This window comes from Geomesophilobacter sediminis, from assembly GCF_016458275.1.
Lineage (GTDB): Bacteria > Desulfobacterota > Desulfuromonadia > Geobacterales > Geobacteraceae > Geomesophilobacter > Geomesophilobacter sediminis.
Genome location: NZ_JAEMHM010000004.1, coordinates 19397 through 44430 on the forward strand (window position 1 = coordinate 19397; position 25034 = coordinate 44430).

Annotated in this window: 19 protein-coding genes; 9 read left to right on the forward strand and 10 right to left on the reverse strand. The window is 61.4% G+C overall.

The features are described 5' to 3' along the window. Positions 1-2: 2 nt before the first annotated feature. The 9 genes from JFN93_RS05175 to rnr all read right to left on the reverse strand — a co-directional run bounded on the left by JFN93_RS05175 (position 3) and on the right by rnr (position 11590). Positions 3-1103, reverse strand: coding sequence for a type IV pilus twitching motility protein PilT (locus JFN93_RS05175; RefSeq protein ID WP_199382941.1), 1101 nt, complete (start codon positions 1101-1103; stop codon positions 3-5). A 10-nt stretch (positions 1104-1113) separates the two neighbouring features. Beyond that, a complete protein-coding gene (gene pilB, locus JFN93_RS05180; protein WP_199382942.1) occupies positions 1114-2820 on the reverse strand; it encodes a type IV-A pilus assembly ATPase PilB in 1707 nt (568 codons plus the stop codon). Between the two features lie 58 nt (positions 2821-2878). Then, a complete protein-coding gene (gene aroE / locus JFN93_RS05185; RefSeq protein ID WP_199382943.1) occupies positions 2879-3751 on the reverse strand; it encodes a shikimate dehydrogenase in 873 nt (290 codons plus the stop codon). Beyond that, complete coding sequence (locus JFN93_RS05190) at positions 3748-5604, reverse strand: glycosyltransferase family 117 protein (protein ID WP_199382944.1); 1857 nt, start codon at positions 5602-5604, stop codon at positions 3748-3750. The genes aroE and JFN93_RS05190 overlap by 4 nt, the downstream gene beginning before the upstream one ends. Next, complete coding sequence (locus JFN93_RS05195; RefSeq protein ID WP_236021543.1) at positions 5601-6383, reverse strand: class I SAM-dependent methyltransferase; 783 nt, start codon at positions 6381-6383, stop codon at positions 5601-5603. The genes JFN93_RS05190 and JFN93_RS05195 overlap by 4 nt, the downstream gene beginning before the upstream one ends. Next, positions 6373-7392 carry a lysylphosphatidylglycerol synthase transmembrane domain-containing protein gene (locus JFN93_RS05200; protein ID WP_199382945.1) on the reverse strand — a complete coding sequence of 340 codons (1020 nt, stop codon included), beginning with the start codon at positions 7390-7392 and terminating at the stop codon, positions 6373-6375. Before JFN93_RS05200 ends, JFN93_RS05195 begins: the two co-directional genes overlap by 11 nt. Before the next feature lie 83 nt (positions 7393-7475). Further along, entirely contained in the window at positions 7476-8435 is a 960-nt protein-coding gene (locus JFN93_RS05205) for a bifunctional riboflavin kinase/FAD synthetase (protein WP_199382946.1), read from the reverse strand. Between the two features lie 18 nt (positions 8436-8453). After that, complete coding sequence (tatC, locus tag JFN93_RS05210; protein WP_199383222.1) at positions 8454-9278, reverse strand: twin-arginine translocase subunit TatC; 825 nt, start codon at positions 9276-9278, stop codon at positions 8454-8456. A gap of 95 nt (positions 9279-9373) precedes the next feature. Next, the gene (gene rnr / locus JFN93_RS05215; protein WP_199382947.1) at positions 9374-11590 is read right to left on the reverse strand and encodes a ribonuclease R; all 2217 of its coding nucleotides are present in this window, start codon (positions 11588-11590) and stop codon (positions 9374-9376) included. A gap of 288 nt (positions 11591-11878) precedes the next feature. On the opposite strand from rnr, the gene JFN93_RS05220 reads away from it, so the two are divergent. From JFN93_RS05220 to JFN93_RS05245, 6 genes are all read left to right on the forward strand, one after another. Continuing rightward, on the forward strand, positions 11879-13969 hold the full coding sequence (locus JFN93_RS05220; protein ID WP_199382948.1) for a lytic transglycosylase domain-containing protein: 2091 nt from the start codon (positions 11879-11881) through the stop codon (positions 13967-13969). 301 nt (positions 13970-14270) lie between these two features. Beyond that, positions 14271-16055 carry a methyl-accepting chemotaxis protein gene (locus tag JFN93_RS05225; protein ID WP_199382949.1) on the forward strand — a complete coding sequence of 595 codons (1785 nt, stop codon included), beginning with the start codon at positions 14271-14273 and terminating at the stop codon, positions 16053-16055. A gap of 398 nt (positions 16056-16453) precedes the next feature. After that, entirely contained in the window at positions 16454-16882 is a 429-nt protein-coding gene (locus tag JFN93_RS05230; RefSeq protein WP_199382950.1) for a MarR family winged helix-turn-helix transcriptional regulator, read from the forward strand. Positions 16883-16896: 14 nt separating this feature from the next. Next, positions 16897-18159: a TolC family protein gene (locus JFN93_RS05235; RefSeq protein WP_199382951.1), complete on the forward strand. Its 1263-nt coding sequence runs from the start codon at positions 16897-16899 to the stop codon at positions 18157-18159. Positions 18160-18190: 31 nt separating this feature from the next. After that, complete coding sequence (locus JFN93_RS05240) at positions 18191-19279, forward strand: HlyD family secretion protein (protein ID WP_199382952.1); 1089 nt, start codon at positions 18191-18193, stop codon at positions 19277-19279. A 130-nt stretch (positions 19280-19409) separates the two neighbouring features. Further along, positions 19410-20969 carry a DHA2 family efflux MFS transporter permease subunit gene (locus JFN93_RS05245; RefSeq protein ID WP_199382953.1) on the forward strand — a complete coding sequence of 520 codons (1560 nt, stop codon included), beginning with the start codon at positions 19410-19412 and terminating at the stop codon, positions 20967-20969. A gap of 166 nt (positions 20970-21135) precedes the next feature. Here the strand turns inward: JFN93_RS05245 and JFN93_RS05250 are convergent, their stop codons facing one another. Continuing rightward, positions 21136-21375 carry a hypothetical protein gene (locus tag JFN93_RS05250; protein ID WP_199382954.1) on the reverse strand — a complete coding sequence of 80 codons (240 nt, stop codon included), beginning with the start codon at positions 21373-21375 and terminating at the stop codon, positions 21136-21138. A gap of 344 nt (positions 21376-21719) precedes the next feature. Between JFN93_RS05250 and JFN93_RS05255 the strand changes: the two genes are divergently transcribed. The 3 genes from JFN93_RS05255 (at position 21720) to JFN93_RS05265 (ending at position 25032) form a co-directional block, all read left to right on the forward strand. Further along, positions 21720-22256, forward strand: a complete 537-nt coding sequence (locus tag JFN93_RS05255; protein WP_199382955.1) for a Spy/CpxP family protein refolding chaperone — start codon at positions 21720-21722, stop codon at positions 22254-22256. 544 nt (positions 22257-22800) lie between these two features. Beyond that, complete coding sequence (locus JFN93_RS05260) at positions 22801-23376, forward strand: cob(I)yrinic acid a,c-diamide adenosyltransferase (RefSeq protein ID WP_215907700.1); 576 nt, start codon at positions 22801-22803, stop codon at positions 23374-23376. 252 nt (positions 23377-23628) lie between these two features. Beyond that, positions 23629-25032, forward strand: a complete 1404-nt coding sequence (locus tag JFN93_RS05265; protein WP_199382956.1) for a cbb3-type cytochrome c oxidase subunit I — start codon at positions 23629-23631, stop codon at positions 25030-25032. Positions 25033-25034: the final 2 nt, after the last annotated feature.

Below are 25034 nucleotides of genomic sequence, written 5' to 3' on the forward strand. Positions count from 1 at the left end.
GGCTACCTTAACGGGCGCCGTGGTTGCCCCAGGGGCGCTCCGCCGGGAGCGAGCATCTGCTTGAACTCGTCCGGCTCGGGTGAGCGTGCCAGAGCTTCGTCGGCGGTGATGATCCGCCGGGTGACCAGCGCCATGAGCGACTGGTTCATGGTCTGCATCCCGAACTTCTCCTGCCCCACCTGCATCTGCGAATAGATCTGGTGCACCTTGTCCTCGCGGATCAGGTTTCGGATCGCGGGGTTCGGGACCATCACCTCCAGGGCCAGCGCCCGCCCCCGGTCGTTTGCCTTCGGGATCAGGGTCTGGGACATGACCCCTTCCAGGACGAAGGAGAGCTGGGTCCGCACCTGGGTCTGCTGGTAGGGAGGGAAGACGTCGATGATACGGTTGATCGTCTGGGCGCAGGAATTGGTGTGCAGCGTGGCGAAACAGAGGTGGCCGGTCTCGGCCAGCACCAGCGCGGCCTCGATGGTCTCCAGGTCGCGCAGCTCGCCGATCAGGACCACGTCCGGGTCCTGGCGCAGCACGTACTTCAGGGCGTGCTTGAAGCTCTTGGTGTCGGCGCCGACCTCGCGCTGATTGACCAGGCACCCCTTGTGGGGATGCAGGTACTCGATCGGGTCCTCGACGGTGACGATGTGGTCGTGCCGCTCGGTGTTGATCTTGTCGATCATCGAGGCGAGCGTGGTCGACTTGCCGCTGCCGGTAGGCCCGGTGACCAGGATCAGGCCGCGCGGCTTGTTGCACAGCTCCTGCACCACCGGGGGAAGTCCCAGTTCCTCGAAGGTGAGGATCTTGTAGGGGATGACCCGGAAGACCCCGGCCACGGCACCGCGCTGCACGAAGATGTTGCCGCGGAAACGGGAAAGCCCCTTCACCCCGAAGGAGAGGTCGAGCTCGTTCTCCTCTTCGAAGCGGTGTTTCTGGGCTTCGGTGAGGATCGAGTAGCAGAGCTGTTTGGTGTCAACCGGGGAGAGCGCCGGGAGTTCCAGCGGGGTGAGTTTTCCGTCCACGCGGATCTGGGGTGCGGTGTTGGTGGTGATATGAAGGTCGCTCCCTCCACGCTCCACGAGTTCTTTGAGCAGAATATGCAGGTTTACCATGGCTTTTTCCCTAATCGTCGGCGACCGTCACCCTCAGCACCTCCTCGAAAGAGGTGACTCCTTCCATCAGCTTGGTGAGTCCGGACTGCCGCATGGTTTTGATGCCCAACCGCATCGATTCCCTTTTGATCTCGGCGGTGTTGGCACCGTTCAGGATCAGCTCCCGGATCGGTTCGAGCATCGGCATGACCTGGTAGAAGCCGACCCTCCCCTTGTAACCGGTGTTGTTGCATTTGGGGCAGCCGACCCCCTTGTAACAGACCACCCCGGGGGCCTCCTCGGGGGGGACTCCCGCGTCGACGAGCGCCTGGACCGGAATCTCCTCGACGGCCTTGCATTCGGAGCAGACCCGGCGCGCCAGGCGCTGGGCGGTGATCAGGTTGACCGCAGAGGCGACCAGGAACGGCTCGATCCCCATGTTGAGGAGGCGGTTGATGGTCGACGGGGCGTCGTTGGTATGCAGCGTGGAGAGTACCAGATGGCCGGTGAGTGCCGCCTTCACCCCGATCTCGGCGGTCTCGAAGTCACGGATCTCGCCGATCATGATGATGTCCGGGTCCTGACGCAAAAAGGCGCGCAGCGCCGCGGCGAAGTTGAGCCCGATGTCTTCGTGCACCTGCACCTGGTTGATCCCGGCAAAGTTGAATTCGACCGGGTCTTCCGCGGTGGAGATGTTCTCGGTGCTCTTGTTGAGCTCGGAAAGGGCCGAGTAGAGGGAAACCGTCTTGCCGGAGCCGGTCGGGCCGGTGACCAGCACCATGCCGAACGGCTTGTGGATCTCGCGCTGGAAATTCTCCAGGGCGTCGGCCTCGTAACCGAGCTTGGTCATGTCGAGCTGCAGGTTGCTCTTGTCGAGCAGACGCAGGACGATCTTCTCGCCGAACAGGGTCGGCAGCACCGAGACGCGGAAGTCCATGTCCTTGCCGCCGCCCAGCTTGATCTTGATCCTGCCGTCCTGCGGCAGGCGCCGCTCGGCGATATCGAGCTCCGCCATGATCTTGATACGCGAGGTGATCGCGTTTTTCAGCTTCATGGGGGGCTTCATCACCTCGTAGAGGATGCCGTCGATGCGGTAGCGGACCCGGAAGGCTTTCTCGTAGGGCTCGATGTGGATATCGGAAGCCTTCTTCTTGATGGCGTCGGTAAGGATCAGGTTGACCAGCTTGACGACCGGCGCGTCCTCGGTGGCGCGCTCCAGCGAGCCGATGTCGACGTCTTCCTCTTCCCCCACCACCTCGAGGTCCTCGAGCTCCAGATCGCTCATCACGTCGGCCAAGGACGCGCTCTGGTCGTAGAGCCGGTCGATGGCAGTCTTGATGGCCGACTCGGAGACGACGACCACCTCGACGTTGTAGCCGGTCATGAACTTGATGTCATCGATGGCGAAGATATTGGAAGGATCGCTCATCGCGATGATGAGGGTCGAACCGGCGCGGTTCACCGGGACGATCTGGTACTTGTGAGCGATTTCGGCGGGGATGATCTTGATGACGGCGGGTTCGACCTCGTAATCGGAGAGGTTGATGGTGGGAACGCCGTACTGTTTGGAGAGGAAAGAGGTGAGATCCGTCTCGGTGATCAGGCCGTTTTTGATCAGGATCGCGCCAAGACGCAGCTGTCCCCCGGACTCCTTCTGTTCGGCGAGGGCGTCCTTGAGCTGTTCCTTGGTGATCATGTTGTTGCCGACCAGGAGTTCACCCAGCCTGCTTATCTGCATACGAACCTCGGCGCGGGAATGCACATCGTGGCGATATTATTTTGATTTTTCGTAACTGTCAAGACTTCCCCTCAAGGACGGCCGTCAGGGAGGCGCGCATGAGCCCCGCCGGCGGGGTGGCCCCGGTAAAGAAGGCGAAGGCCGACTCCCCCTGGGCGACGAGCATTCCGAGCCCGTTGGCCCCCTGCATTCCCAGTTCCCCGGCCTTGCGCAACAGGGGCGTGACCGGTGGAGCATACACCATGTCGTAGACGACTGCATCTTTTCTCATCAAATCAAGGTGCAATCCCGGGAAAAAGTCGTCCCGCATCCCCACCGAACTCGTATTCACCAGAAGATCGAACGCTCCCATAAAGGCGGGATCGGCCAATTGCTCCGGTGGTGCGGCCTCGATCTGCACCTCGGGGAAATGCGAAGCGAAGGCACCGGACAGTTCAACGCCCCGCTGCGGCGAACGGTTGACAACGGTGACCCGGGCACACCCCGCATCGGCCAGGGCAAAGACCGCGCTGCGCGCCGCCCCGCCGGCACCCAGCACCAGCACCGATTTCCCCGGCGGCTGGAAGCCGAGATCCAGGGAGAGCGCGGTCAAAAGCCCGATGCCGTCGGTGTTGTACCCAAAGGCCCGCCCCTCCCGAATCACCACCGTGTTCACCGCCCCGACCAGTCGTGCTTCCGGGGAGATCTCGTCCAGAAGCGGGATCAGGGCGACCTTGTGGGGGATGGTGGCGTTGAAACCGGCAACACCGGAGGCTTTGAACCCGGCCAGCACGGCAGGGAGATCCTCGACCGCGGTGGGGAAAGGAACGTAGACGTAGTCGAGCCCCAGCGCGGCGCAGGCCGCGTTGTGCATGACCGGGGAGAGGGAGTGGGAGACCGGAAACCCGATGATCCCGAGCACCTTCGTTTTTCCGGTGACGGCGGGACTCATCGGTACCCGTACTTCCCGAGAATCTGGGCCGCCTGGGGGCCAAGTTCAGGGGTGATCGTCTGGGCCAGTTTCACCTCGTTGAGGCCGGCGGCCAGGGCGCCGACGCTCAAAAGGGACTCCCCGGCCTCCAGATGGCTGCTGGCATAGATCTGGATCGCCTTGCCGGTGTCGAGGTCGCGGAAGAACATGTCCCCCCCGGTGATGCCGCGCAGCGTGTAAAGGCTCCACACCTCCTGTTCGGGGGGAACCACCGGCACACCCTGGGGCACGATCCGGTACGAGATGCCGCGCTGGCGGGGCTGGAAGCCGCCCCCGAAGGGGACCGAATACCGGGTCGAAAAGTCGACGAAGACCGGCCGGCTGCCCACCTGCTCCGAAATGGCAAGGAAAAGGGCCGCCTCGGGAGAGAGTGAATCGAGCTGCTGGCTCGCCAGCCGGCTGTTCTTCAGGATCGGGAAGGCATCGAGGTACCAGCGGAAGACCAGGTGCGGGGTATGCAGGATGTCGAGGTCGTCGCGCATCCGCTCCACCCCCTGGAGGTACCAAAGCGGAAAGGCGCCCGAATCGCCCCAGGTGAAGTAGACGGTGTTCTGAGGGAGCGAGCGGAGCGAGTTCGAGGCGTAATCATAAGCGATGTAGTTTTCGTGCTGGTCGTTTTCCTGGAAGTTGAGGGCGCAGACCGCGGCCGGGAACAGGAAAAGGGAGACCGGGACCAGGAAGTTGGCCGCCCGCCGTGCGGTCAGCGCCGGGAAGCGCTGGGCGATCGTGGCCAGGATGCCGAAGAGGGCAACCCCGATGAAGACGGCACTTAAGAGATAGAGCGGCGTGAAGAATTCCTCGGAAAGAAAGACCAGATCGGCCGGTGCGTCGAAGTAGCCGGCGATGACCAGCAGGAACGAGAAGATGCCCACCAGGTAGGCGATGGCGGCATCCCGGTTTTTCTTAAGGCAGAAGAAGAGCCCCAGCACCAGCAGCGTTATACCGACCGCGGTGTACTCGTGGGGAACGTTGAAGGCGTTCATCTGGATCCAGAGGAGTTTCAAGTCGCGGACCGGCTTCTCCACCGGGTAGCCCTTGCGGAGCATGGTCCAGAGGAACTGCCCCAGGTCCTTGGAATCCCCCCAGTTCAAAAGGGGTTTTTGCAGCGCCCGGACGATGAGGTGCAGCTGGATGGCGAAGCCGAGGATGCCGAAACTCAGGGCGAGGATGATCTCCCGCACCCGCAGGATGACGCGCCAGTTCTTGGAGATGAGGAGATAGGCGTACACCGGGATCATGAGGACCATGATCTGGTGCGCCGCGGTCCCCAGGCCGCAAAGAAAGGCCCCGAGGTAGACGTAACCCGGATGTTCCGCATCGGCGTCGACGCTGTCGCGCCAGCGAAGCATCAGGTAAAAAACGATGCCGCAGATGAAGGCCAAAAGCGGATACGGCTTGTCGTGGTTGGACTGCAGCCAGAGCCTGGGGGTACCGGCAAAGGCAAGTGCTGCAGCGAGCGAAGCCCCGCGGCGGAAAAGCGCTCCCGTCCCCGGCGCTCCCGGGAAATCCTCCTTCCCCAGCAGGGTGAAGGTGAGCAGGTAGGCGCCGTAGCAGGCAAGCCCGGCGGAGACCGCGGTGGCGAAATTGACCCGGAAGGCGATGGAGCCAAAGGGAAGCCAGGTAAATGCCTTGGCGTAGTTGATAAAAAGCGGATAGCCGGGGGAATGGGCGGCACCCAGACAGGAGGTGGCGGTAATGAACTCGCCGCTGTCGAAGAAGGTGACCGAAGGGGCCAGGGTGATCAGGTAGAGCAGCAGGGGGAGAAGGAACGACAGCAGGGCAAAGATGTCGAGACGTTTCCTGATCTCAGTCATTTTCGGTCCTCAAGCGACGGGGCTTTCCTGGCTGCGACGAAGAACCCGTTGCCGAGTTCGGTCCCGTAGAACGGGCGCTGCAGCATATAGAAGGGAGCCATGGTCAGATCATTGAACAACAGGTAGAAAAGCCGCTTCACCGCGGGGAAAAGCCACATCCCGGAGCTGTTTTGGGTCCGTTCCTCGGCCGATTTTTCCTGGTCGAGTTCCTTGGAGATGGCCCGGTCGTAAAGCGGCTTCATGATATTGCAGATGGGAAAGCCGTAGCAGTAGATCGCCAGCGGTTCGAATCCGGCCCGGACGAGCTTTTCGTTGAGCTCCGCCCGTTCGTAGCGCCGGACATGGCCGCAGAAGTCGTCGTTGGCCCCCCACTTGTCCATGTGGGAGGGAACCGTCAGCAGAAGATGCCCACCATCGTGGAGCTTTCCGCCCAGAAGTTCCAGAAACGCGATGTCGTCCTCGCAGTGCTCCATGACCTCGGAAGCGATGACAAGGTCGAAGCCCCCGTCCAAGCCGGCAAGTTCCGCATCGCTCACGGCGACCGCGCCTCCCGAGACCCGGGTCCGCGCCGCGGCCCGCGCCGAAGCGGAAAGGTCGATCCCCACGCCGCTGAGCCCCTTCTTTTCCAGGACCGAGAGCAGATCACCCGCGCCGCAGCCGACCTCCAGGAAGCGGGAGACGTCGAGCCCGGCGACAAACTCCAGGATCACGCGGCGCTTGGCCAGGTAACTCGGCGTCGGGTACCACTCCATCGGTTGCGGTTGCGTTTCACCCTTCATGGACTTCCGTTTCGTGGGAAAGCGCGCTCAGGGAGACCTTGTCCCGCCAGAGTACGAACAGGCCGGCCACGATCACCGGGAAAAACCCCATGGCATGTATTACCAGCGCCACGCTGAGCGCCTTTTCGGTGGGGATGCGGAAAGCGGAAAGTGCGGTGACGCAGGCGAAATGGTAGGTGCCGACGTACCCCGGAGACGCGGGGACCATGACGGCGAAGACCAAAAACACCATGATGAACATGGAAGCCGTGATCGGGAGGGCAATGCCGAAGGAGCGGAGCACCAGGTCGACCGGCCAGACGGCGGTCGCCCAGATCAGCACCGAGGTGACGATGATCCCGGAGATTTCGCCCGGGAGCTTGGGGAAACGGATCCCGCCCAGAAACGAGGAGAGAAGTTCCAGGACCTTGGTCCGGAAGCGTTCCGGAAACGGGCCCAGGATCTTCGCGACCACCCCCAGGGTCCAGTCGGTCAGCCGGGTGAGGAGCACCAGGAAACCGAGCACCGCGATGTAAAGGGCGAGGGTGACGTAGCCGCCGGTGACCAGGCCGTGCTGGATCTTTTCCATCCCGGGGGGAAGCTGCACCGAAAAGAACGCGACCACCAGGATCAGAAGTACCGAGAAACCGTCGCAGAGCCGGTCCAGGACCAGGGTGGCGAAGACCGTGGGGGTCGGGATGTTTTCCTTCTTGGCCAGGGAGTAGGCGCGCACCAGTTCCCCCAGCCGGGCCGGGAGGAGGTTGTTCGCCATGTAGCCGATGAGGGTGGAGCTGAAGAGCGTCCCGAGCCGGGTTTCCTTGACCGGGAGGAGCAGGTATTTCCAGCGGACGGCGCGCATGAAATAGCTGACGAAGGTGAGGACCAGGGCCGGGAGCAGGTAGCGGTAGTCCATCTCCTTGAGGGCGCTCAGGAGCTTGTCGGGATCGATGCTGCGAAACAGCAGGAACAGGAAGAAGGCGCTGACCCCGATGCCGGCCCAGAGCTTAAAATCGGCTTTACCTTTGATCAAAGTGATCCTTTGTTTTCTTGATAGTTGGGTGGCTGGCGCAGGCACCTAAGGGGCACCAAGGACACCAGGTCAAACCTTACTGCTCATTGCTCAGCGCCGTCGTGGTACTCGATGATGCGGGTCCGACCCAAGATCTCCTTGGCGCGGCGGACGTCGGCGGCGATCGCATCTTTCAGCGCCTCCAGGTCGGAGAAACGCTTTTCGCCCCGCAGCCTTTCCACGAAATAGACGGACATCTCACGGCCATACAGGTCTCCTTCGAAATCGAAGAGAAAGACTTCCATGGTCACGTTGTCGTTGCCGAAGGTCGGATTGGTACCGATGTTACAGGCGCCGTCGTAGACCGAACCGTCGACTTTCGCCTTCACGGCATAGACGCCGGCCGCAGGATAAAGCTCCATCTCGGTTTCCAGGTTCGCGGTCGGAAAGCCGAGCCCACGCCCCCGATGATGGCCCGGCACGACCGACCCGGTAATGCAGTAGTGCCTGCCAAGCACGGAAACGACCCCGCCGACATCCCCTTCCGCGACCATGTTGCGTACCGCGGTGGAACTGTAGATGGTCGAGCCGTCGGATACCGGCTGCATCACCTCGACCGAGTACTCGTACTTCTCCCCGAGCTTCTGCAGGAGCTTCACGTCCCCTTCCCTACCCCGGCCAAAGGCATAGTCGTAGCCGATCACCAGGTGCTCCATTCCGATCCGGTCGACCAGGACCTGTTTCACGAACTCCGGTGCCGAAAGGGCCGCGAATTCCTGGTCAAAGGGAATCTCGACCAGGCAGTCGATCCCGGAGGCTTCGAGCAGGCGTTCTTTCTGCTTCGGACAGGTGATCAGCCGCACCCCAACCTGGGGACGCAGCACCTGGAGCGGATGCGGAACGAAGGTGACGACGACGGATACCCCGTCGAAGGCGCGGGCCACTTCCTTCACCCGCCGAAAAATGGCGCGGTGCCCGAGGTGGACTCCGTCGAAGTTCCCGATGGTCACGACCGGACGCCGCAGCTTTTCCGCGATGTCCTCGATCTTCCGATAAATAATCATTGGTCCTGCTCGCGCACCTTAGGCGGCTTTCGGTTTTTTCGCGAAGACGAGCGCCACCCAGATGCTGATTTCGTACATGAGGTAAAGCGGGATCATGATGACGAACATGGTCACCAGGTCCGCATGGAATGCTGCGATGATCGAGCTGGCCAAGAGCGCGTATTTGCGGCGCGTCGCCAGCATCTGGTAGTTCACGATCCCAAAACGCGCCAATAGCAGGGACAAGATCGGCAACTCGAAGATCAACCCGAAGATGAGGATGAGCCGCAAGCAGAAGTTGATATAGGCGGAGATGTTGAACCAGCTTTGCAACCCGGCGGCCTCATAGGAGAGGGAGAAGTTGATGATCACCGGCCAGATCACGATCAGGAAAAAAAGCGCGCCGACGCAGAAGCTGAGCGAGGCCACCGACACGAAGGGAACCACCATGCGTCGCTCGTTCCTGGTCAGCCCCGGGGCGACGAAGAGCCAGAACTGGTGGAACAGCACCGGCAGCACCAGCACCATCCCGGCCAGCATGGAGATCTTGCACTGGATGAAGAACGGCTCCAGCGGCGCGCTGTAGTTCAGCATGCGCTGCTTTTCCGGGACCGCGACCTCCTGGTCCAGCTTGTACCGGGCGTACGCCTCGGGATAGCGGCGCTTCATCTCGCCATAGAGCGTCTTCTTGATCTCGGTGAGGTAGGTCCTCCCGGTCAGCGGCTTCTCCACGAAGTTCAACAGGTCAGAGGAGAAGTTCCAGGCGATACCCATACCGATAACTATGGCGATCACGCAGACGATGAGCCTTTTCCTCAGCTCTACGAGGTGCTCCATAAAAGGCAAAACTTTTTCTTCAGCCATCATCTGCTCTCTTTTTGTGCTCTCATTTCGGGCAACTGCGACATCCGGTCCAGTCGATCTTTATAACATAGGGGGAAATTGAAGGGCAACAGCTTTCAGCGCCTTTTCGGCTTGGGGCGCTTGCCCCGGATCGGAACCTTGGCGTAGCTCTCCGCCTCGGTGAGCGGCACCCGCGGCGCGGCGGAAAGTCCCTGGACCAGGGCGAACTCGACCTGCTTGCGCGCCTCGTTCACCGCCGCCACCTTCACCCGGATCTTGTCGGCGATCCGGTAGCGGATGCGGCTTTGCTCCCCGATCAGGGCGTGCTGCTTCTCCTGCAAAACGTAAAAGTCCTGGGGCAGCGTCGCCACCGGGATCATCCCCTCGACGAAGAGCTCGACCAGTTCGACGAACAGGCCGAACGAGGTGACCCCGGTGATGAAGCCGTCGTACTCCTCGCCGATCTTGTCGCGCATGAACTGCATTTTCTTCAGGTCGACCATCTCCCGCTCGGCTTCCATGGCGACCCGCTCCCGCTTGCTGGTATGGACGGAGGCTTCGGGGAGGTACCCTTCCAGCCGGTCCCGGTCCGTCTGGGTCATCCGCCCCGCGGTCACCCGCCTCAGGATCCGGTGCACCACGAGGTCCGGATAGCGGCGGATCGGGGAGGTGAAGTGGGTATAGCAGGGGGAGGCAAGGCCGTAATGACCCAGGTTCTCCTCGCTGTAGCGCGCCTGTTTCATGCAACGCAAGAGCACCTCGTTGATCAGCCGCTCTTCCGGCTTTCCTTCCACCTGCGCCAAAAGCGCCTGCAGCGCCTTGGGGGGCACCCCCTTCTCCTCGGAAAACCTGAGCTCGTAGCCGAAACTGAAGACGAACTCGGAAAGGTCCTTGAGCTTCAAAGGATCGGGCTCTTCGTGCACCCGGTAGAGAGAGGGAACCGGCACCCCTTCCAGGAAGGTCGCCACCGCCTCGTTGGCGGCCAGCATGAATTCCTCGATGATCCGGTGGGCCAGGTTGCGCTCGGCCCGGACGATGGCAGTGGTCTCCCCCTGCAGGTCGAGGATGATCTGCGGCTCGGGAAGATCGAGATCGATGCTCCCCCTCCCCTTGCGCCGCGTGTTGAGCCTTTGGGCGAGTTCCTCCATGACGGTGAGGTGCGGGACCAGTTCCTGGTGCCCGGCGATCACGGCGGGGTCCTTATCCACCAGGATCTGGCGCACGATGGTGTAGGTAAGCCGCGCCGAGCTCTTGATGACGCTCGGGTAGAACCGGGAGACCACGCACTCCCCCTCCGCATCGAAGAGCATCTCCGCGGTCATGGCGAGCCGCTCGACGTTGGGGTTCAAGGAACAGATCCCGTTACTCAGCGCTTCCGGAAGCATCGGGATGGCGCGGTCGGGAAAATAGACCGAGGTGCCACGCCGGTACGCCTCGACGTCGATCCGGGAACCTTCGCGCACGTAGTGGGAAACGTCGGCGATGGAGACGAAGAGCCGGATCCGGTCCCCTTCCCGGGAGACGGAGACGGCATCGTCGAAGTCGCGGGCCGTTTCCCCGTCGATGGTGACCGTCACCCGCTCGCGCAGGTCGGTCCGGCCGGCACGCGCCGCGTCGTCCACCGGCTGGGCCAGCGCCTCGGCATCGGCCAACTGCTCCGGGGTGAACTGGTAGGGAAGGTCGAACTTCTTGATCACGGAGAGGACCTCGACCTCGGGGTCGTGGGGGTTGCCGAGCACCTCGGTCACCTTCCCCTCCAGGCCGCGCACCTCGTCGGGATAGGAAGTGATCACCGCGACGACGACCTCACCGGGCTTCGCCCCGCCGGTTGCGCCGGGGGAAACGATGAGGTCCCGGCCGATCCGCTGGTCGTCCGGGATGATCCTCCCCCCCTTGCCGACCGGCTCGAAGCGCCCGATCACGCTGGTCACCCCGCGCTGAATGAGCCCGACCACGCGCCCTTCCCTTTTCCCGCCCCGCCCGGTGGAAACCACCTGGGCCTCCACCACGTCGCCGTTCATATATTCGCGCAGGTACCGGGCCGGAACGAAAAGATCGTCGCCGCCGTCCTCGGGGACCACGAAGCCGTAGCCGTCCCGGTGCAGCGAGAGCTTGCCGCGGATGCCGCGCCCCCCGCCGGGAGCGGTGTAGTAGCGCCCGGTCATCCGGATGATTTCGCCCTTCTCGACCATATGGTCCAGCAGGTTCTCCAGGTAATCCCGCTCGCCGCGGTTTATTCCGAGCAGCTGGAGCATCTGGCGGAACTGAACCGGCCGTCCCCCCTGAAGAAGCTTCAGTACCGCCTGTTTGCCGGCGTCCTTACCTTTGCGCATAATTTCCCCTTCCCAACCTTTTCAACCGTCCTCCATCCCTGAAACCTCCCCCGCCGGGGGAAGGGACCCGTATTTTGCTCGATGGGCCGCTTCGACTCCCTAACGCCCCCGAAATACAGTGATCGTTTCTAATGCAGGAACTCCGATAATGCAGAACCCCCCTCGGGATGTCAATCTGTTTACGGGTTTCATCTCCATTCCCTTGGCCAAAAATCCTTTGCCATTTGGGAAAGGGTCCGGTAGTTTAGTGAGTTGCTTTGCCGATCACCGACCAAGGGAGTCGTTATCATGTTGAACCGCTTCGTCGCGGCTACCGTCCTTTCTTTTGCCCTCAGCACCTCCGCCATCACCACCGTTTACGCCTCCAAGCCCGGAGACGAGGCGCTGGCCACCGCCGCAGCCCATTTAAAAGCGAAGGACTACCAGGGTGCGCACGCAGCGGCGGGGAAAAGCAGCGCCGACAACGGGCCGAAGGCCCTGCTCCTCGGCTACAGCGCCGCCAAGCTGGAACTTTGGGACGAAGCGGCCCAGCAGATGGCGAATGCCGCCCAAAGCTACCCCCTTCTGGCCGATTACGCCCTCTATTACCAGGGACTTGCCCTCTCCAAGCTCAAGAAAAACGATGAAGCCCTGGTCCCGCTCTACAAACTCCTGAAGGATTACCGCGACAGCCGCCTGGTCCGTTCCGCCTGGATCCTCTACGCCGACACCCTGTACGCCGGCGGCTACAACAAGGAAGCGCTGGCAAGCTACGCCAGCTTCATCGAGCGCTACCCCGCCGGCAACGATTCCCTGCAGGCCGTCCTGGGCAGCGCGCGCTGCCGGGCCAACCTGGGCGAGCTCCCGGAGGCGGTCAAGATCCTGCGCGAGACCTGGATCAACTACCCGGCAGCGCCGATCGCCGACACTGCCGCCCAGGAACTGCAAGGGCTTGCCGGGCGCGGAGCCGCGGTATCCCCCTACAGCACGGCAGAGCTCATGAAACGGGCCGCAACGCTTTTCGACGTCGGCCGTTTTGCCCGTGCCGCCGAGACCCTTTCCCAGACCCCGCTGGAAGGTGAAAACGCCGAAACCATATGCAAGGTGCGCCTGAAGCGGGGCCAGGCCCTTTCCCGCGCCAAGCGCTATGCCGACGCGGAGGAGCTCCTGAAGGTGGCGGTACAAAGCGGGATCACCGGCTGCAGCACCGAGGCCAACCTCTGGCTCGGGCGGACCCTTGACAGCGCCGGAAGAGGCGATGAAGCGTACGCCCTTTTCCTGAAGCTGGCCAACGCCCCGGAATTGGGCCCCCTCTCCGACGAGGCGCTCTTGAAAGCCGCCTACCTGAAGCGTTTCCAGCGCAAGCCGAAGGAGGCGCTCCCACTTTTCCAGAAGTACCTGGCGCGCCATCCCGAGCAAAAGCCGAACGGCACGGTCCTTTGGGAAACGGCCTGGGCCGCGTACCAGTCGGCAAGCTACCCGGAGGCCGGGCGACTCTTAAAGCGCCTCGCCGAGCGCGACGACTTCCGGGAACGGGCCCTTTACTGGCTCGGAAAATCGCTGATCGCCTCGGGCGACCCGAAAGGGGGCGCAACCCAGCTGGCCCAGCTTTGCGCCGAGTATCCCTTCGGCTACTACGCCTGGCTTTGCAACAACGGGACTCTGGTGGCCGAACCGGCGCACCCGCCGGTGAACCTCCGCGAGAACCTACCGTATCCGGCCGGGTTCGAGCGGGAAAAGGCGCTGATTGCCCTGGGGCTTTACGACGAGGCGGCGCGGGAACTCCAGGCGCGCAAAACCAAGAACACCCTGGCCGTGGTCCGGCTCTACCTGGAAATGGAGAACTACAACGGCGCCTACCATGCCGCCACCAAGGGAAAGAAGATCGATCGGGACAGCGCCACCGCCTTGGGGATCCGCTACCCCCTCGCCTTTCGGGAACCGGTGGTAAAAAACGCCGCCGCCAACGGCCTGCCGGAAAGCCTGGTCTACGCCATCATGTACGCGGAGAGCACCTTCGCCCCCGGCGCGGTCTCCCCGGTGGGGGCGGTAGGACTGATGCAGATCATGCCCGCTACCGCGGACCGGATCTCCCACGGCGACTCGGCGCGGCTGACCCGGCCGGAGCTGAACATCCGCCTCGGCACGAAGCACCTGAAGGACCTTTTGAAGAGCAACGACGGCAACCTCCCCCTGGCGGTCGCCTCGTACAACGCGGGATCGGGTAACGTGAAAAGGTGGCAGCGCAACTTCGGCGACCTGCCGCAGGACGAGTTCGTGGAGAACATCCCGTTCGGGGAAACCCGGGACTACGTCAAGAAGGTGATCGGAACCATGGCGTTTTACCAAAAGCTCTATAACCTCCCCAACCCGTACGCCCGCAAAGGCGCCGCCAAGTAGCACCGTCACCGCATCCCCACGTCTCGGCGTGCCGCGACCGATGACCATCTCCCCATAGGGTGGGCAGCCTTCTGCCCACCCTCCATTTCCCTTGCCCCAGGCACGGAGTGCCCGCTCTGCGGCCCCCACAGCGCCACGCACCGGCAAGGTTTTTTCCGCTCGATCCCCACCCCGGCAAGCCGCTACGCATTTTCTTCATTAAAGATGAAACGAAGTTCTAAAGTATCCCCACGCGGTGCCGATATTACTCTGAGGTAACAATGGCGTTGCCAACGAAACAAACTCACAGCGAGGGGAATTCATGGGTGGGATAAAGAGCCTCTACTCGTTCCTGGAACGAAATTTTTTCAACTCATTGACCAAGAAGATGGCGGGCAACATCGTCTTTTTACTGGCGATCCAGGTATTGACGGTTACGGTGTTCTATATCCAGAACCACCGTCAGTACCAAACCTTGCGGGATCTGCACCTGAAAGAAAGCCAGCTGGAAAAGGTGATGTCGGCGGCCCAAACCGGCGAGTATCTGTGCATCGCCTTGTGCCTGGTTTCCTTCGCCGCATCGGTCGGCTGCATCGTCTTTCTCCGTTACATGCTGGTTCGCCCCCTGAAGCGGATCTCGGCCACCTTCGAGGCCAAGGACCTTTCGGTGGATGTCCCGTTGGTAACCTACGACGAGATCAGGGAGCTGTCCGAGAACTACAACAAATTTCTCGGCGTAGTGAAGGAGATCCTCGCCGACACCAAGGTGATGGCCCTGGGGATCGCCGTGGAAAGCACCAAGGTGGTCAAGCAGGTGGATGGCTCCCTCGACAACTCCAAGCGCCAGGGCGAGCTCTCGGACATCATCCTCACCTCGAGCCAGGAGGCGGGACAGGCGATCGTCGAAATCACCCAGAGCACCCATGACATATCCACCTCCATCAGCGACAACCACCAGAACGCGGAAAAATCGCGCTCCGACCTCCTCGACGTCACCGGCAAGATCGGCCTGATCAGCACCCGGCTGGGCGATTTCAACCAGACCGTGCACACCCTCAACACCAACTCCGAGAAGATCAAGGACATGGTCTCCCTGATCGAGGACATCTCCGACCAGACCAACCTCCTCGCCCTGAACGCCGCCATCGAAGCGGCCCGTGCCGGGGAGCACGGACGCGGCTTCGCGGTTGTCGCCGACGAGGTGCGCGCCCTGGCCGAGCGGGTGAACAAGGCGACCAAGGAGATCTCCTGGAACATCGACGAGATGCTCAAAAACGTCAGGAACACCGAAAAAGAAACCATGCAGATCAGCACCTACACCACCGAGACCCGTTCCGTCATCGAGGACGCCTCGCGGCATTTCGAGGCGCTGGTCAACGACTCGGAGAGCAACAGCTCGCAGCTGGCCCGGATCGCCACGGCCTCGCGGGAAATCACCGTCACCAACGAGGAGATCAACCGGCAGATCGCCGACATTCACAGCCTCAGCAAGGGAACCCTTAACTACCTGGAGGACTCCAACCGCTACTCCAAGGACCTGCGCAGCATCACCGAGAAGATGCTGGAGATGGTCTCCCGGATCAAGACCGGCCGGGGGAGAGTGGAGGAGATCGTCGAGTTGGCGCGGAACCAGCGGGACAAGATCCAGGAGCGGATGGCGGCGATCGCCCAGAGGGGGGTGAACGTCTTCGACCGCAACTACGTCTCGATTCCCAACACCAACCCGCCGAAGTTCCGCGTCGCCTACAACTCCGCCTTCGACGCCGAGCTGCAGCCGATTTTCGACGAATCACTGGAGAAGATCCCGGGGGCCATCTACGTCGTCGGCGTCGACGTCAACGGTTACATCGGCACCCACCACGCCAAAAACCAGAAACCGCTTACCGGCAACTACGAGATCGACACGGTCCAGAGCCGGGAAAAAAGGATGTACACCGCCAACGACACCGAGATCAAGCGGGCCAGGAATACCGCGCCGATGCTGCTGCAGACCCACATGCGCGATACCGGTGAGATCCTCAACGACCTCGCCCTCCCCATCTTCGTCAACGGCACCCACTGGGGGAACCTTATCGTGGGGTTGAAACCCGAGCAGCTGCAGCAGTAGTAATTAGATACGAGACCGGCCGGAGCGCGACAAGCTGGGCTCCGGCCGGTCTCGTATCGTTTTGCCACCCCGCAGGTCGCGTCGAGGCACCAAACGCGACGTCCCGCCCCACCATCCCATAAAACCCAAAACCCGCCGGCCGCTGCGTCGCGTTTCGTCCCTCAACGCGACCTACCCAACTACCACATGGTAGAAGCGGCATTTCTTGGCGCGATCCACCTTCGCAAATCGCGACATGAATGTCGCCCCTGCCGGGTCATTCACCCGCAGCTCATGCGGAAAACCCTTGGGAAATTTTGCCTTGCCGCAATTGACAGCATACTGATAATATGCATAATGAGCTGTTCTCATGAGATAACCGGGTACGTAAAGAAAGATTTGCAAGGGAGGCGAGCGTCATGGCCGATCCGGACAAATTCGATATCGAGAAGAGCGTGGGATTCCTGTTGGCCAAGGCCTACCAGCGCGCCTGTGCCATCTTCAAGGAAGAGTTCGAGGGTTACGACGTAACCCCGCAACAGTACGGGCTGCTCAGGTTCCTGTGGCAGGAGGACGGTCTCACCCAGGCGGAACTTTCCGCGCGGAGCCAGATCGACCGCACCACGATGGGGGGGCTGATCGACCGGTTGCAGAAGGAGGGGCTCGTGATCCGCGGCACCCATCCCGAGGATCGCAGGGCCTACCGGATCTGCCTGACCGACAGGGGGAAATCCTTCCAAAAGGAGCTGACCCCGATGGCACACACGGTCCAGGCGCGCCTGACCTCGAAGCTGGAGCCGGGCGAAATCGAATCGCTGATGCAACTACTCGATAAGATCCGAAGATAACAGGAGGAACTGTCATGCAAAAAACGGCAGGTATACTCGCGGCACTCCTCCTGATGGCGGGAGTTGCCCAGGCAGAAACACTCACCCTATCGGACAGCCTGAACCGGGCGCGGGCCACCAACCTCGGGCTCAAGGCCACCTCCTACGAGGAGACCATGGCCCAGGACCAGATCGACGTGGCGCGCAGCGCACGGCTGCCGAGGGTCGACCTCCAGGCCGGCTACACCGCCCAGCAGGCCGCCCAGGGGTTCAGTCTCGGACCGGTCAGCGCGGAGACCCAGGATCCCGACTACGCCTTCCTCAATTTCTCCATCTACCAGACCCTCTACGATTTCGGCCGCACCAAGACCCGGATCGAGGAGGCGCAGCTGCAACGCCAGGCGGCGCACTACGGCTATTCGGGAGCGGAACAGGATCTCTTCCTGCAGGTGGTCCGCGCCTACTTCGGTGTTCTGGAGGCGAAAAAGCTGGTGGAAGCGGCCAACGACGAACTGGCCCAGATGACCGCGCATCGAAAGACGGCGCAGGCACTTTTCGACGAGGGGGTGGTCACCCGAAACGACCTCCTCCAGGCCGAGGTACGTGTGGCAGCGGCACGTCAGAAGCTCCTGGCGGCCCAGAACCAAGTGGAAAACGGCTGGCTCAATCTCGACTATCTGATCGGGGCGACGCCTGGCTTTCGTGCCGAACTCACCGAGGATTTCCGGATCGGCGGGATGCCGGCGGCCGGGGAACGGGTCGATTTTTCGAACCGGGCCGAGATCCAGGCCCAGCGCCAGGTGGTAAGCATCGGGGACCTGGCGGTCAAGGAAGCGAAAACCAACTACTACCCGGAGTTCTTCCTGAGACTCGCTCTGGACTACCAGCAAAACAGCAAGGTCACCGAGCCGGCGATCATGTCCGCCACGGTCGGCTTCAAGGTGAACCTCTTCGACGGCCTGGCGACGACGGCGCGGGTCCGCGAAGCGGTGAAGGCACGCAGCCGGGACGAAGCGCGCCTGCGCGACCTGGAAACCCGGGTCGCCCTGGAGCTTGCCTCGGCGCAAAACGACCTCAGGGTAGCCAAGGAAAGGATCACGGTGGCGGAAAAGGCGATCGAGCAGGGGGTGGAAAACCTCCGCATCACCCGGGACCGCTACCAGGAAAAGGTGGGTACCGCGACCGACGTCGTGGACGCCCAGACCCTGCTCACCCAGACGCGGGTCGATTATTTCCAGAGCATGTTCGATTACCAGGTGGCAGCGGCCCGGGTCAAACGGGCGATCGGCGAGCTTTAGGAAGCAGGGCACGACAGATTTGGGAGGACCGATGGCAGAGGTAAAGGAGAATCAGACGGTGGTCGAGGACCCGGAAGAACCGAAGAAAAAGGGGCTCAGCAAAAAGCAGCGCGGGGGGCTCGCCCTCATCGTGCTGATCGTCTTGGGGAGCATTTTCGGTCTGCGCCAGTGGGCACGAAGCCAGACCCATATCGAAACCGACGACGCCTTCATCGAGGCCCACATCCATTCCGTTTCCAGCCGGATCGCCGCACCGGTGAAGCGGGTCCTGGTGGTGGATAACCAGTTCGTGCGCCAAGGGGATCTCCTCGTGGAACTGGACGGGGCGGACTTCCAGGCGCGCCAGAAGACGGCGGCCGCCTCCCTGGACATGGCGCGCAACGAAACCTCGGGCGACTACGCCCAGGTGGAGAGTGCCCGTGCCATGATCGGGGTGGCCAACGCCCAGCTCGAACAGGCCAGGATCGACCTGAGGCGGGCCGAGGCGCTGTTTGCCAAGGAAGTCATCCCGCGCGAGCAGCTGGACCGGGCCCGGACCGCGCACCGGGTTGCCGAAAGCCAGCTCAAGGAAGCACGGGAGTCGGAACGCCGGGCCCTGGCCATGGTAGGCGCCGCGCCGAACGGGTCCCGCGATGCCCGCATCGCCCAGAAGCAGGGTGAGCTCGAAAACGCCAGCCTGAACCTTTCCTACACCAGGATCTATGCCCCAAGCGACGGCTACATCACCCGCAAGACGGTCGAACCGGGCAATTACGTCCAGCCGGGGCAGGGGCTGATGGCGGTGGTGACCCTGAAGGACGCCTGGGTGACCGCCAATTACAAGGAAAGCCAGCTCACCCACGTGCGGCCGGGGCAGGCGGTCGAATTCACCGTGGACACCTATCCGGGCCACGTCTTCCGCGGCAAGGTGGAAAGCATCATGGCGGGGACCGGGGCGGCCTTTTCGCTCTTGCCGCCGGAAAACGCGACCGGCAACTACGTGAAGGTGATCCAGAGGATTCCGGTGCGTATCGCCATCGACCAGGGAAGCGACCCGCAACATCTGCTGAGGGTGGGGATGAGCGTCGTTCCCACCATCCTCACCGGGAAGAGCTACCACGACGTGATCTTCGGCCACTAAAGCAGACAGGTGGGGCAAGCCTTTACGCAGGGGGAGCGCCATTCCCGGCGCGAGGCCTTTCGTTGACCGAGCCGGAGATGGCGCTCCCCCAAAGAGGGCACCATCGCCTTCGCTTTAACAAGAGACGTACATGGAATCGGAAGAAAGAAACGTCAACAAGTGGCTGATCACGGTCACGGTCATGCTGCCGGCGATCATGGAGATCATCGACACCTCCGTGGCCAACGTCGCCCTCCCCCATATGCAGGGAAGCCTCAACGCGGGCACCGACGAGATCACCTGGGTCCTGACCTCCTACCTGGTCTCAAACGCCGTCGTCCTGCCGATGACGGGGTGGCTCGCCCGCATGTTCGGCCGCAAACGGTTCCTGATCACCTGCATCGTCCTTTTCACCCTGTCGTCCTTTCTCTGCGGCGCCGCCCCTTCCCTGGGGCTGCTGATCTTCTTCCGCATCCTCCAGGGAGCAGCCGGAGGCGCGCTGATCCCGATGAGCCAGGCGATCATGATGGAGACCTTCCCCCCTTACCAGCAAGGGATGGCCATGGCGATCTTCGGCATCGGCGCCATGTTCGGCCCGATCGTCGGCCCCGCACTGGGGGGATGGATCACCGACAACATGACCTGGCGCTGGATTTTTTACATCAACATACCGATCGGGATCATCGCGGTCACCATGGCGAGCTTCTTCCTCTTCGATCCAAGCTACCTGAAGCGGACCGGGGAAAAGATGGCGATCGACTACTGGGGATTGGTGCTCCTGGTGGTGGGACTCGGTTCGCTGCAGATCGTCCTGGACAAGGGACAGCAGGAGGATTGGTTCAACTCCCCCTTGATCATCGGCTTCTCGGTCATGGCGGCGATCACGCTGACCTCGCTGGTCTGGGTGGAACTGACCCACGAGCACCCGATCGTGAACCTGCGCCTGTTCAAGAACGTTTCCTTCACCGCGGGGAACCTGATCATGTTTGCGGTCGGTTTCTGCCTTTACAGCTCGATCATGTTGATCCCGCTCTTTTTGCAGACCCTGATGGGGTATAACGCGACCATGGCCGGCATGGTGCTCGCGCCCGGGGGCGTCGCCACCCTCATCTGCATGCCCTTTGTCGGCGCCATCATCCAGCGCTACGACGGCAGGAAGGTAGTGCTGGGGGGGCTGATCATCGGTGCGGTGTCGATGTTCGTCATGCGCCAGTTCACCCTGGAGTCGGCCTATTTCGACTTCGTCTGGCCCCGCATCGTGCTCGGCGTCGGCCTGGCCATGACCTTCGTCCCGCTCACCACGGTCACCCTTTCGACCATCCCTAAGGTGGAAATGGGGAACGCGACCGGCATCTACAGCCTGCTGCGCAACATCGGGGGGAGCGTCGGGATAGCGATCTCCGCGACCCTGCTCGCGCGATTCATGCAGTTCTACCAAACCAACCTGGTCGGGCACGTGAATCCCTACAACCCTGCGTTCCAGAACCGGCTCTCGATAATCAAGGGAGCCATCATGTCCCGCGGGTTCGATGCGACGGCCGCCGAGCAGAAGGCCTACGGCATGGTCACCGGGATGGTGCAGCGCCAGGCCGCGATCCTCTCCTACAACCGGATCTTCTTCATCGTCGGGGTGGCGTTTTTGGTCATCATCCCGCTGCTGCTCCTCTTGAAAAAACCGCAGCGCCACGCCCCTCCCCCGCCGGCACATTAGCTACCGATGCTCCCTCTCCCTCCGGGAGAGGGTCGGGGTGAGGGAACAGTGCCACGAGAATCCCCCTCACCCGGCCTCCGGCCACCCACTCCCTGAGGGAGAGGGGTAGACAAATAAAAAGGCCGTACCCGAAGGTACGGCCTTTTTATCGATCTGGAAGAAGAAATTACTTCGCAGCCGGAGCAGCCGGTGCTTCTTCTTTCTTCTCGTCTTTTTTCTCAGCTTTCTTAGCAGCTTTCTTGGCTTTCTTTGCTTTCTTAGCTTTTTTCACTTTCTTAGCCGGAGCTTTTTCTTCGGCTTTCGGAGCATCAGCCGGAGCGGCCGGAGCAGCGTCAGCGGCGAAGACAACGCCAGCGAAGGAAACAGCGACGAGAGCAGCAACGATGGAAGACAGAACTTTTTTCATTTTGACATCTCCTAAAAGGAATATGGTAATACACTGTCCACTCTATTAGCAGGGTCCGTGCCAAAGTTCCTGTCACGGCAAAAGCGCCTGAATCTGCGGCGCGCGGGCCAACATGGCAGTGACGACTCCTGCATTCTCACCCTATTTCCGCTATGCCTTACCTCATTTGAGGTATAAAGAAAAGTCTGTAGATTTATGAGCGTCCCGCCGAGAGATATACCAACGTCACACGACGTTCCTTCAGCCCTCCATTCCTTAATGCCTTCACATTTTGTCCGCAATTGATTGCTACCTTGACATCATTGCAAGCGTATCGAAGCAGATACAAAAAAAGGAGAAACACCATGACAAGAAGTATCAGAACCATGGTAGCAACCGCCGGCATCGTTTCGGCGTCACTTGTGGGAGGAAGCCTCGCTTTGGCCGATGGCGGGCATGGCACCGAGCAACACCCGGGGGTAACCCACAAATGCGGGCAGGACGGAAAACGCTTTGAGAGAGGACGGCAGTTCTTCCGGAAGCTGGCCAAGCAGCTCGGCCTGACCGAACAGCAGAAGACCCAGATCAAGGGGATCTTCAAAAGCTACCGTGAGAAAAACAAGCCGCTTTTGCAGGCCATGCATAACGAGAAGCGCCAGATGAAAGAGTTGATCATGAGCGGCAGCGCCGACGAAGCCGCCATCCGCGCCCAGTCCGCCAAAGTGGCAGCAGTCCAGGCCGACCTGGCCGTGTCGCGTGCGGCGATGGCCAAGGAGATCAAGGCAGTCCTGACTCCGGACCAGGCCGCCAAGCTGAAAGTCCTGATGAAGGAACGGGAGAAAAAAATGGAGCAGTTCCGCGAGCGGCACGGTCACCTCGGTGACGGCATCCCGATGGAATAACCCTCACCGGCCGACGGACGCCGGACACCTGAAATCATGGTGCCGGGCACCTCTCGGCAGCACATTTTTCTATATCTGGGCCCAACGCTCCATGTGTTGGGCCTTTTTTCATGCTGGAGGTGCTTGCCTCACCCCCGTGGGAGCCCCCTTCCGGGCGCGATTAATCGCAACCGGGTCACCGCCTGCCGCGGATCGCGCCTGGAAAGGCGCTCCCACAGTAAAAATTCTCCGGCATCAGTGACACAAGGAGCCATTCCTGACGCGATCGAGTTTCTTTGAATTAAGCAAGGTAGCTGCCTCGGCCATCAGCAGTACAAGGAGTCATTCCTGACATCATCGAGTTTCTCTAAATAAGCAAGGTAGCTGCCTACGCTGTGGGAGCGCCCTTCCGGGCGCGAACCGCCGAAGGCGGTGACACCCCCTGAAATTCGCGCCGGGAAGGGCGCCCCCCAGGGGAGCTCGGTTATGACGCTCCGTGCTATAATGAGCTGTCCCTGCCCGTCTAGAACGAGCCCGTCGGCAGGGGAAAGAGAGGATGAGCATCATGGAAAAGGCAAGCGCTCCGGTGGTGGTGCAGAAACTGGAACCGAAACACCGCAAGGGGCTGGTGGTGGTAATCACCGGCAATGGCAAAGGAAAAACGACCTCGGCCCTCGGGATGGTGGTGCGCGCCGTCGGGCACCGCATGTCGGTCTGCATGATCCAGTTCATGAAGGGTGATCTGTACGCGGGGGAATGGGACGGGGTGAAGAGTCTTCCCGGGGTGGAATTTCACACCACCGGCAAAGGTTTTTGCGGCATCGGCGGCAATCCCTACCCCTGGAAGGAGCACCGCGAGAACGCCCAATACGCCGTGGGACTGGCTCGGGAAAAGATCGCCTCGCACCAGTTCGACCTGGTGATCCTGGACGAAATAAACAACGCGGTGAAACTGAAACTGGTGGACCTGGAGCAGGTACTGGGACTGATCGAGACGAAACCGCCTCTCATGCATCTGGTCCTCACCGGCCGCGACGCAGCGGATGCGGTCATCGAGCTGGCCGACACCGTCAGCGAAGTCCACGAAGTCAAGCACCCCTACCGCAAGGACATCGAACCTCAACCCGGTATCGATTACTGAACCATTTCCCGCCCTTAAAGGTCAAAAAGGCAGCCTCTTTGTTCTCACCAGCAAAGAGGCTGTTTTTTCGTCACTATCTGAGATTCATGGCAGTCATAACGACCCTCGATAGCACCTCGCCATCTCAGTTACAGAATTTTTCTTTGACGTAAACAATGAAATTTCCCACAAGGTGTTTATAATGGACCAGTTGCCTACTTTGAATACCCCAATGCCGCACCCCTTTGTACATAATCACCACAGGAGGACACCATGGATCAACAGCAGGGCTATGCCGACGACGTGGTCAAGGGATTCATTCTCTGGAGCATGGTCTGGGGGCTGGTGACAGTGCTGATTGGAGTGCTGATCTCACTCCAGCTCGTCTACCCTCAGCTCAATCTGCCGCCGTTTCTTACCTACGGCAGGCTTCGTCCGGTTCATACCAATGCCGGCATTTTTGGCTGGGGCATTGGCAGTTTCATGGCCTTTTTCTTCTATATCACCCAGCGCCTCACCAAGACGAGGCTCTGGAGCCCCGGCCTGGCCCGTGTCCAGCTCTGGCTCTTCAACGTGATCATCGCCCTGGCTGCCGTCACCCTTCTCGCCGGGATGAACCGCTCCAAGGAATACGCCGAGCTGGAATGGCCGGTGGCGCTGCTGGTTGTCGTCTTGTGGGTCATCTTCTCCGTGAACATCATCATGACCATCGCCAAGCGCAAGGAAGAGCAGATGTACATCTCCTTGTGGTACATCCTGGCGACCCTGGTCGGCGTGGCCGTTCTCTACCTCGTGAACAACGTCTCCATTCCGGTGTCGCTCTTCAAGTCCTACTCGGCCTACGCCGGGGCCAACGACGCCAACGTGCAGTGGTGGTACGGGCACAACGCGGTGGCGATGGTGTTGACCACTCCCCCGCTGGCACTCTTCTACTACTACCTCCCTAAATCGACCGGCGTCCCCATCTACAGCCACCGCATGGGAGTCATCGCCTTTTGGAGCCTCATCTTCATGTACCTCTGGACCGGCGCTCACCACCTGCTCTGGACGCCGGTTCCCGACTGGGTCCAAACCCTCGCCATGGGGTTCTCGGTCATGCTGATCGCCCCCTCCTGGGCCTCGGTTTTCAACGGGTACTTCTCCATGGAGGGGCAGTGGAACCAGATGCGGGACAACTACCTGGTCAAGTTCCTCATCTTCGCCATCACCTTCTACGGTTTGCAGACCTTACAAGGGCCCTCGCAGGCGGTGCGGACCTTCTCCGCCTTCATCCACTACACGGACTGGGTCCCCGGCCACGTGCACATGGGTACCCTGGGGTGGGTCTCCCTGGTCATCTTCGCCGGGATCTACTACACGATCCCGAAGCTCTACGGCAGGGAGATCTATAGCGTCGGCCTGGCGAACCTGCACTTCTGGCTTGCCGTCACCGGCCAGATCATCTTCTCCATCACGATGTGGGTCGCTGGGGTCCAGCAGGCGTCCATGCTGCACGCCTCCAACCCCGACGGGAGCCTCCACTACAGCTTCATGGAGACCCTGATCGAGCTCTATCCGTACTGGACCTGGAGATCAATCGCCGGGATCATCTACCTGGCCAGCCTCCTCGTGTTCCTCTACAACATCGTGAAAACCATCTCCGCCGGCAAAGCCCAGCCCGCCGAGCAGAAAGCCTAGGA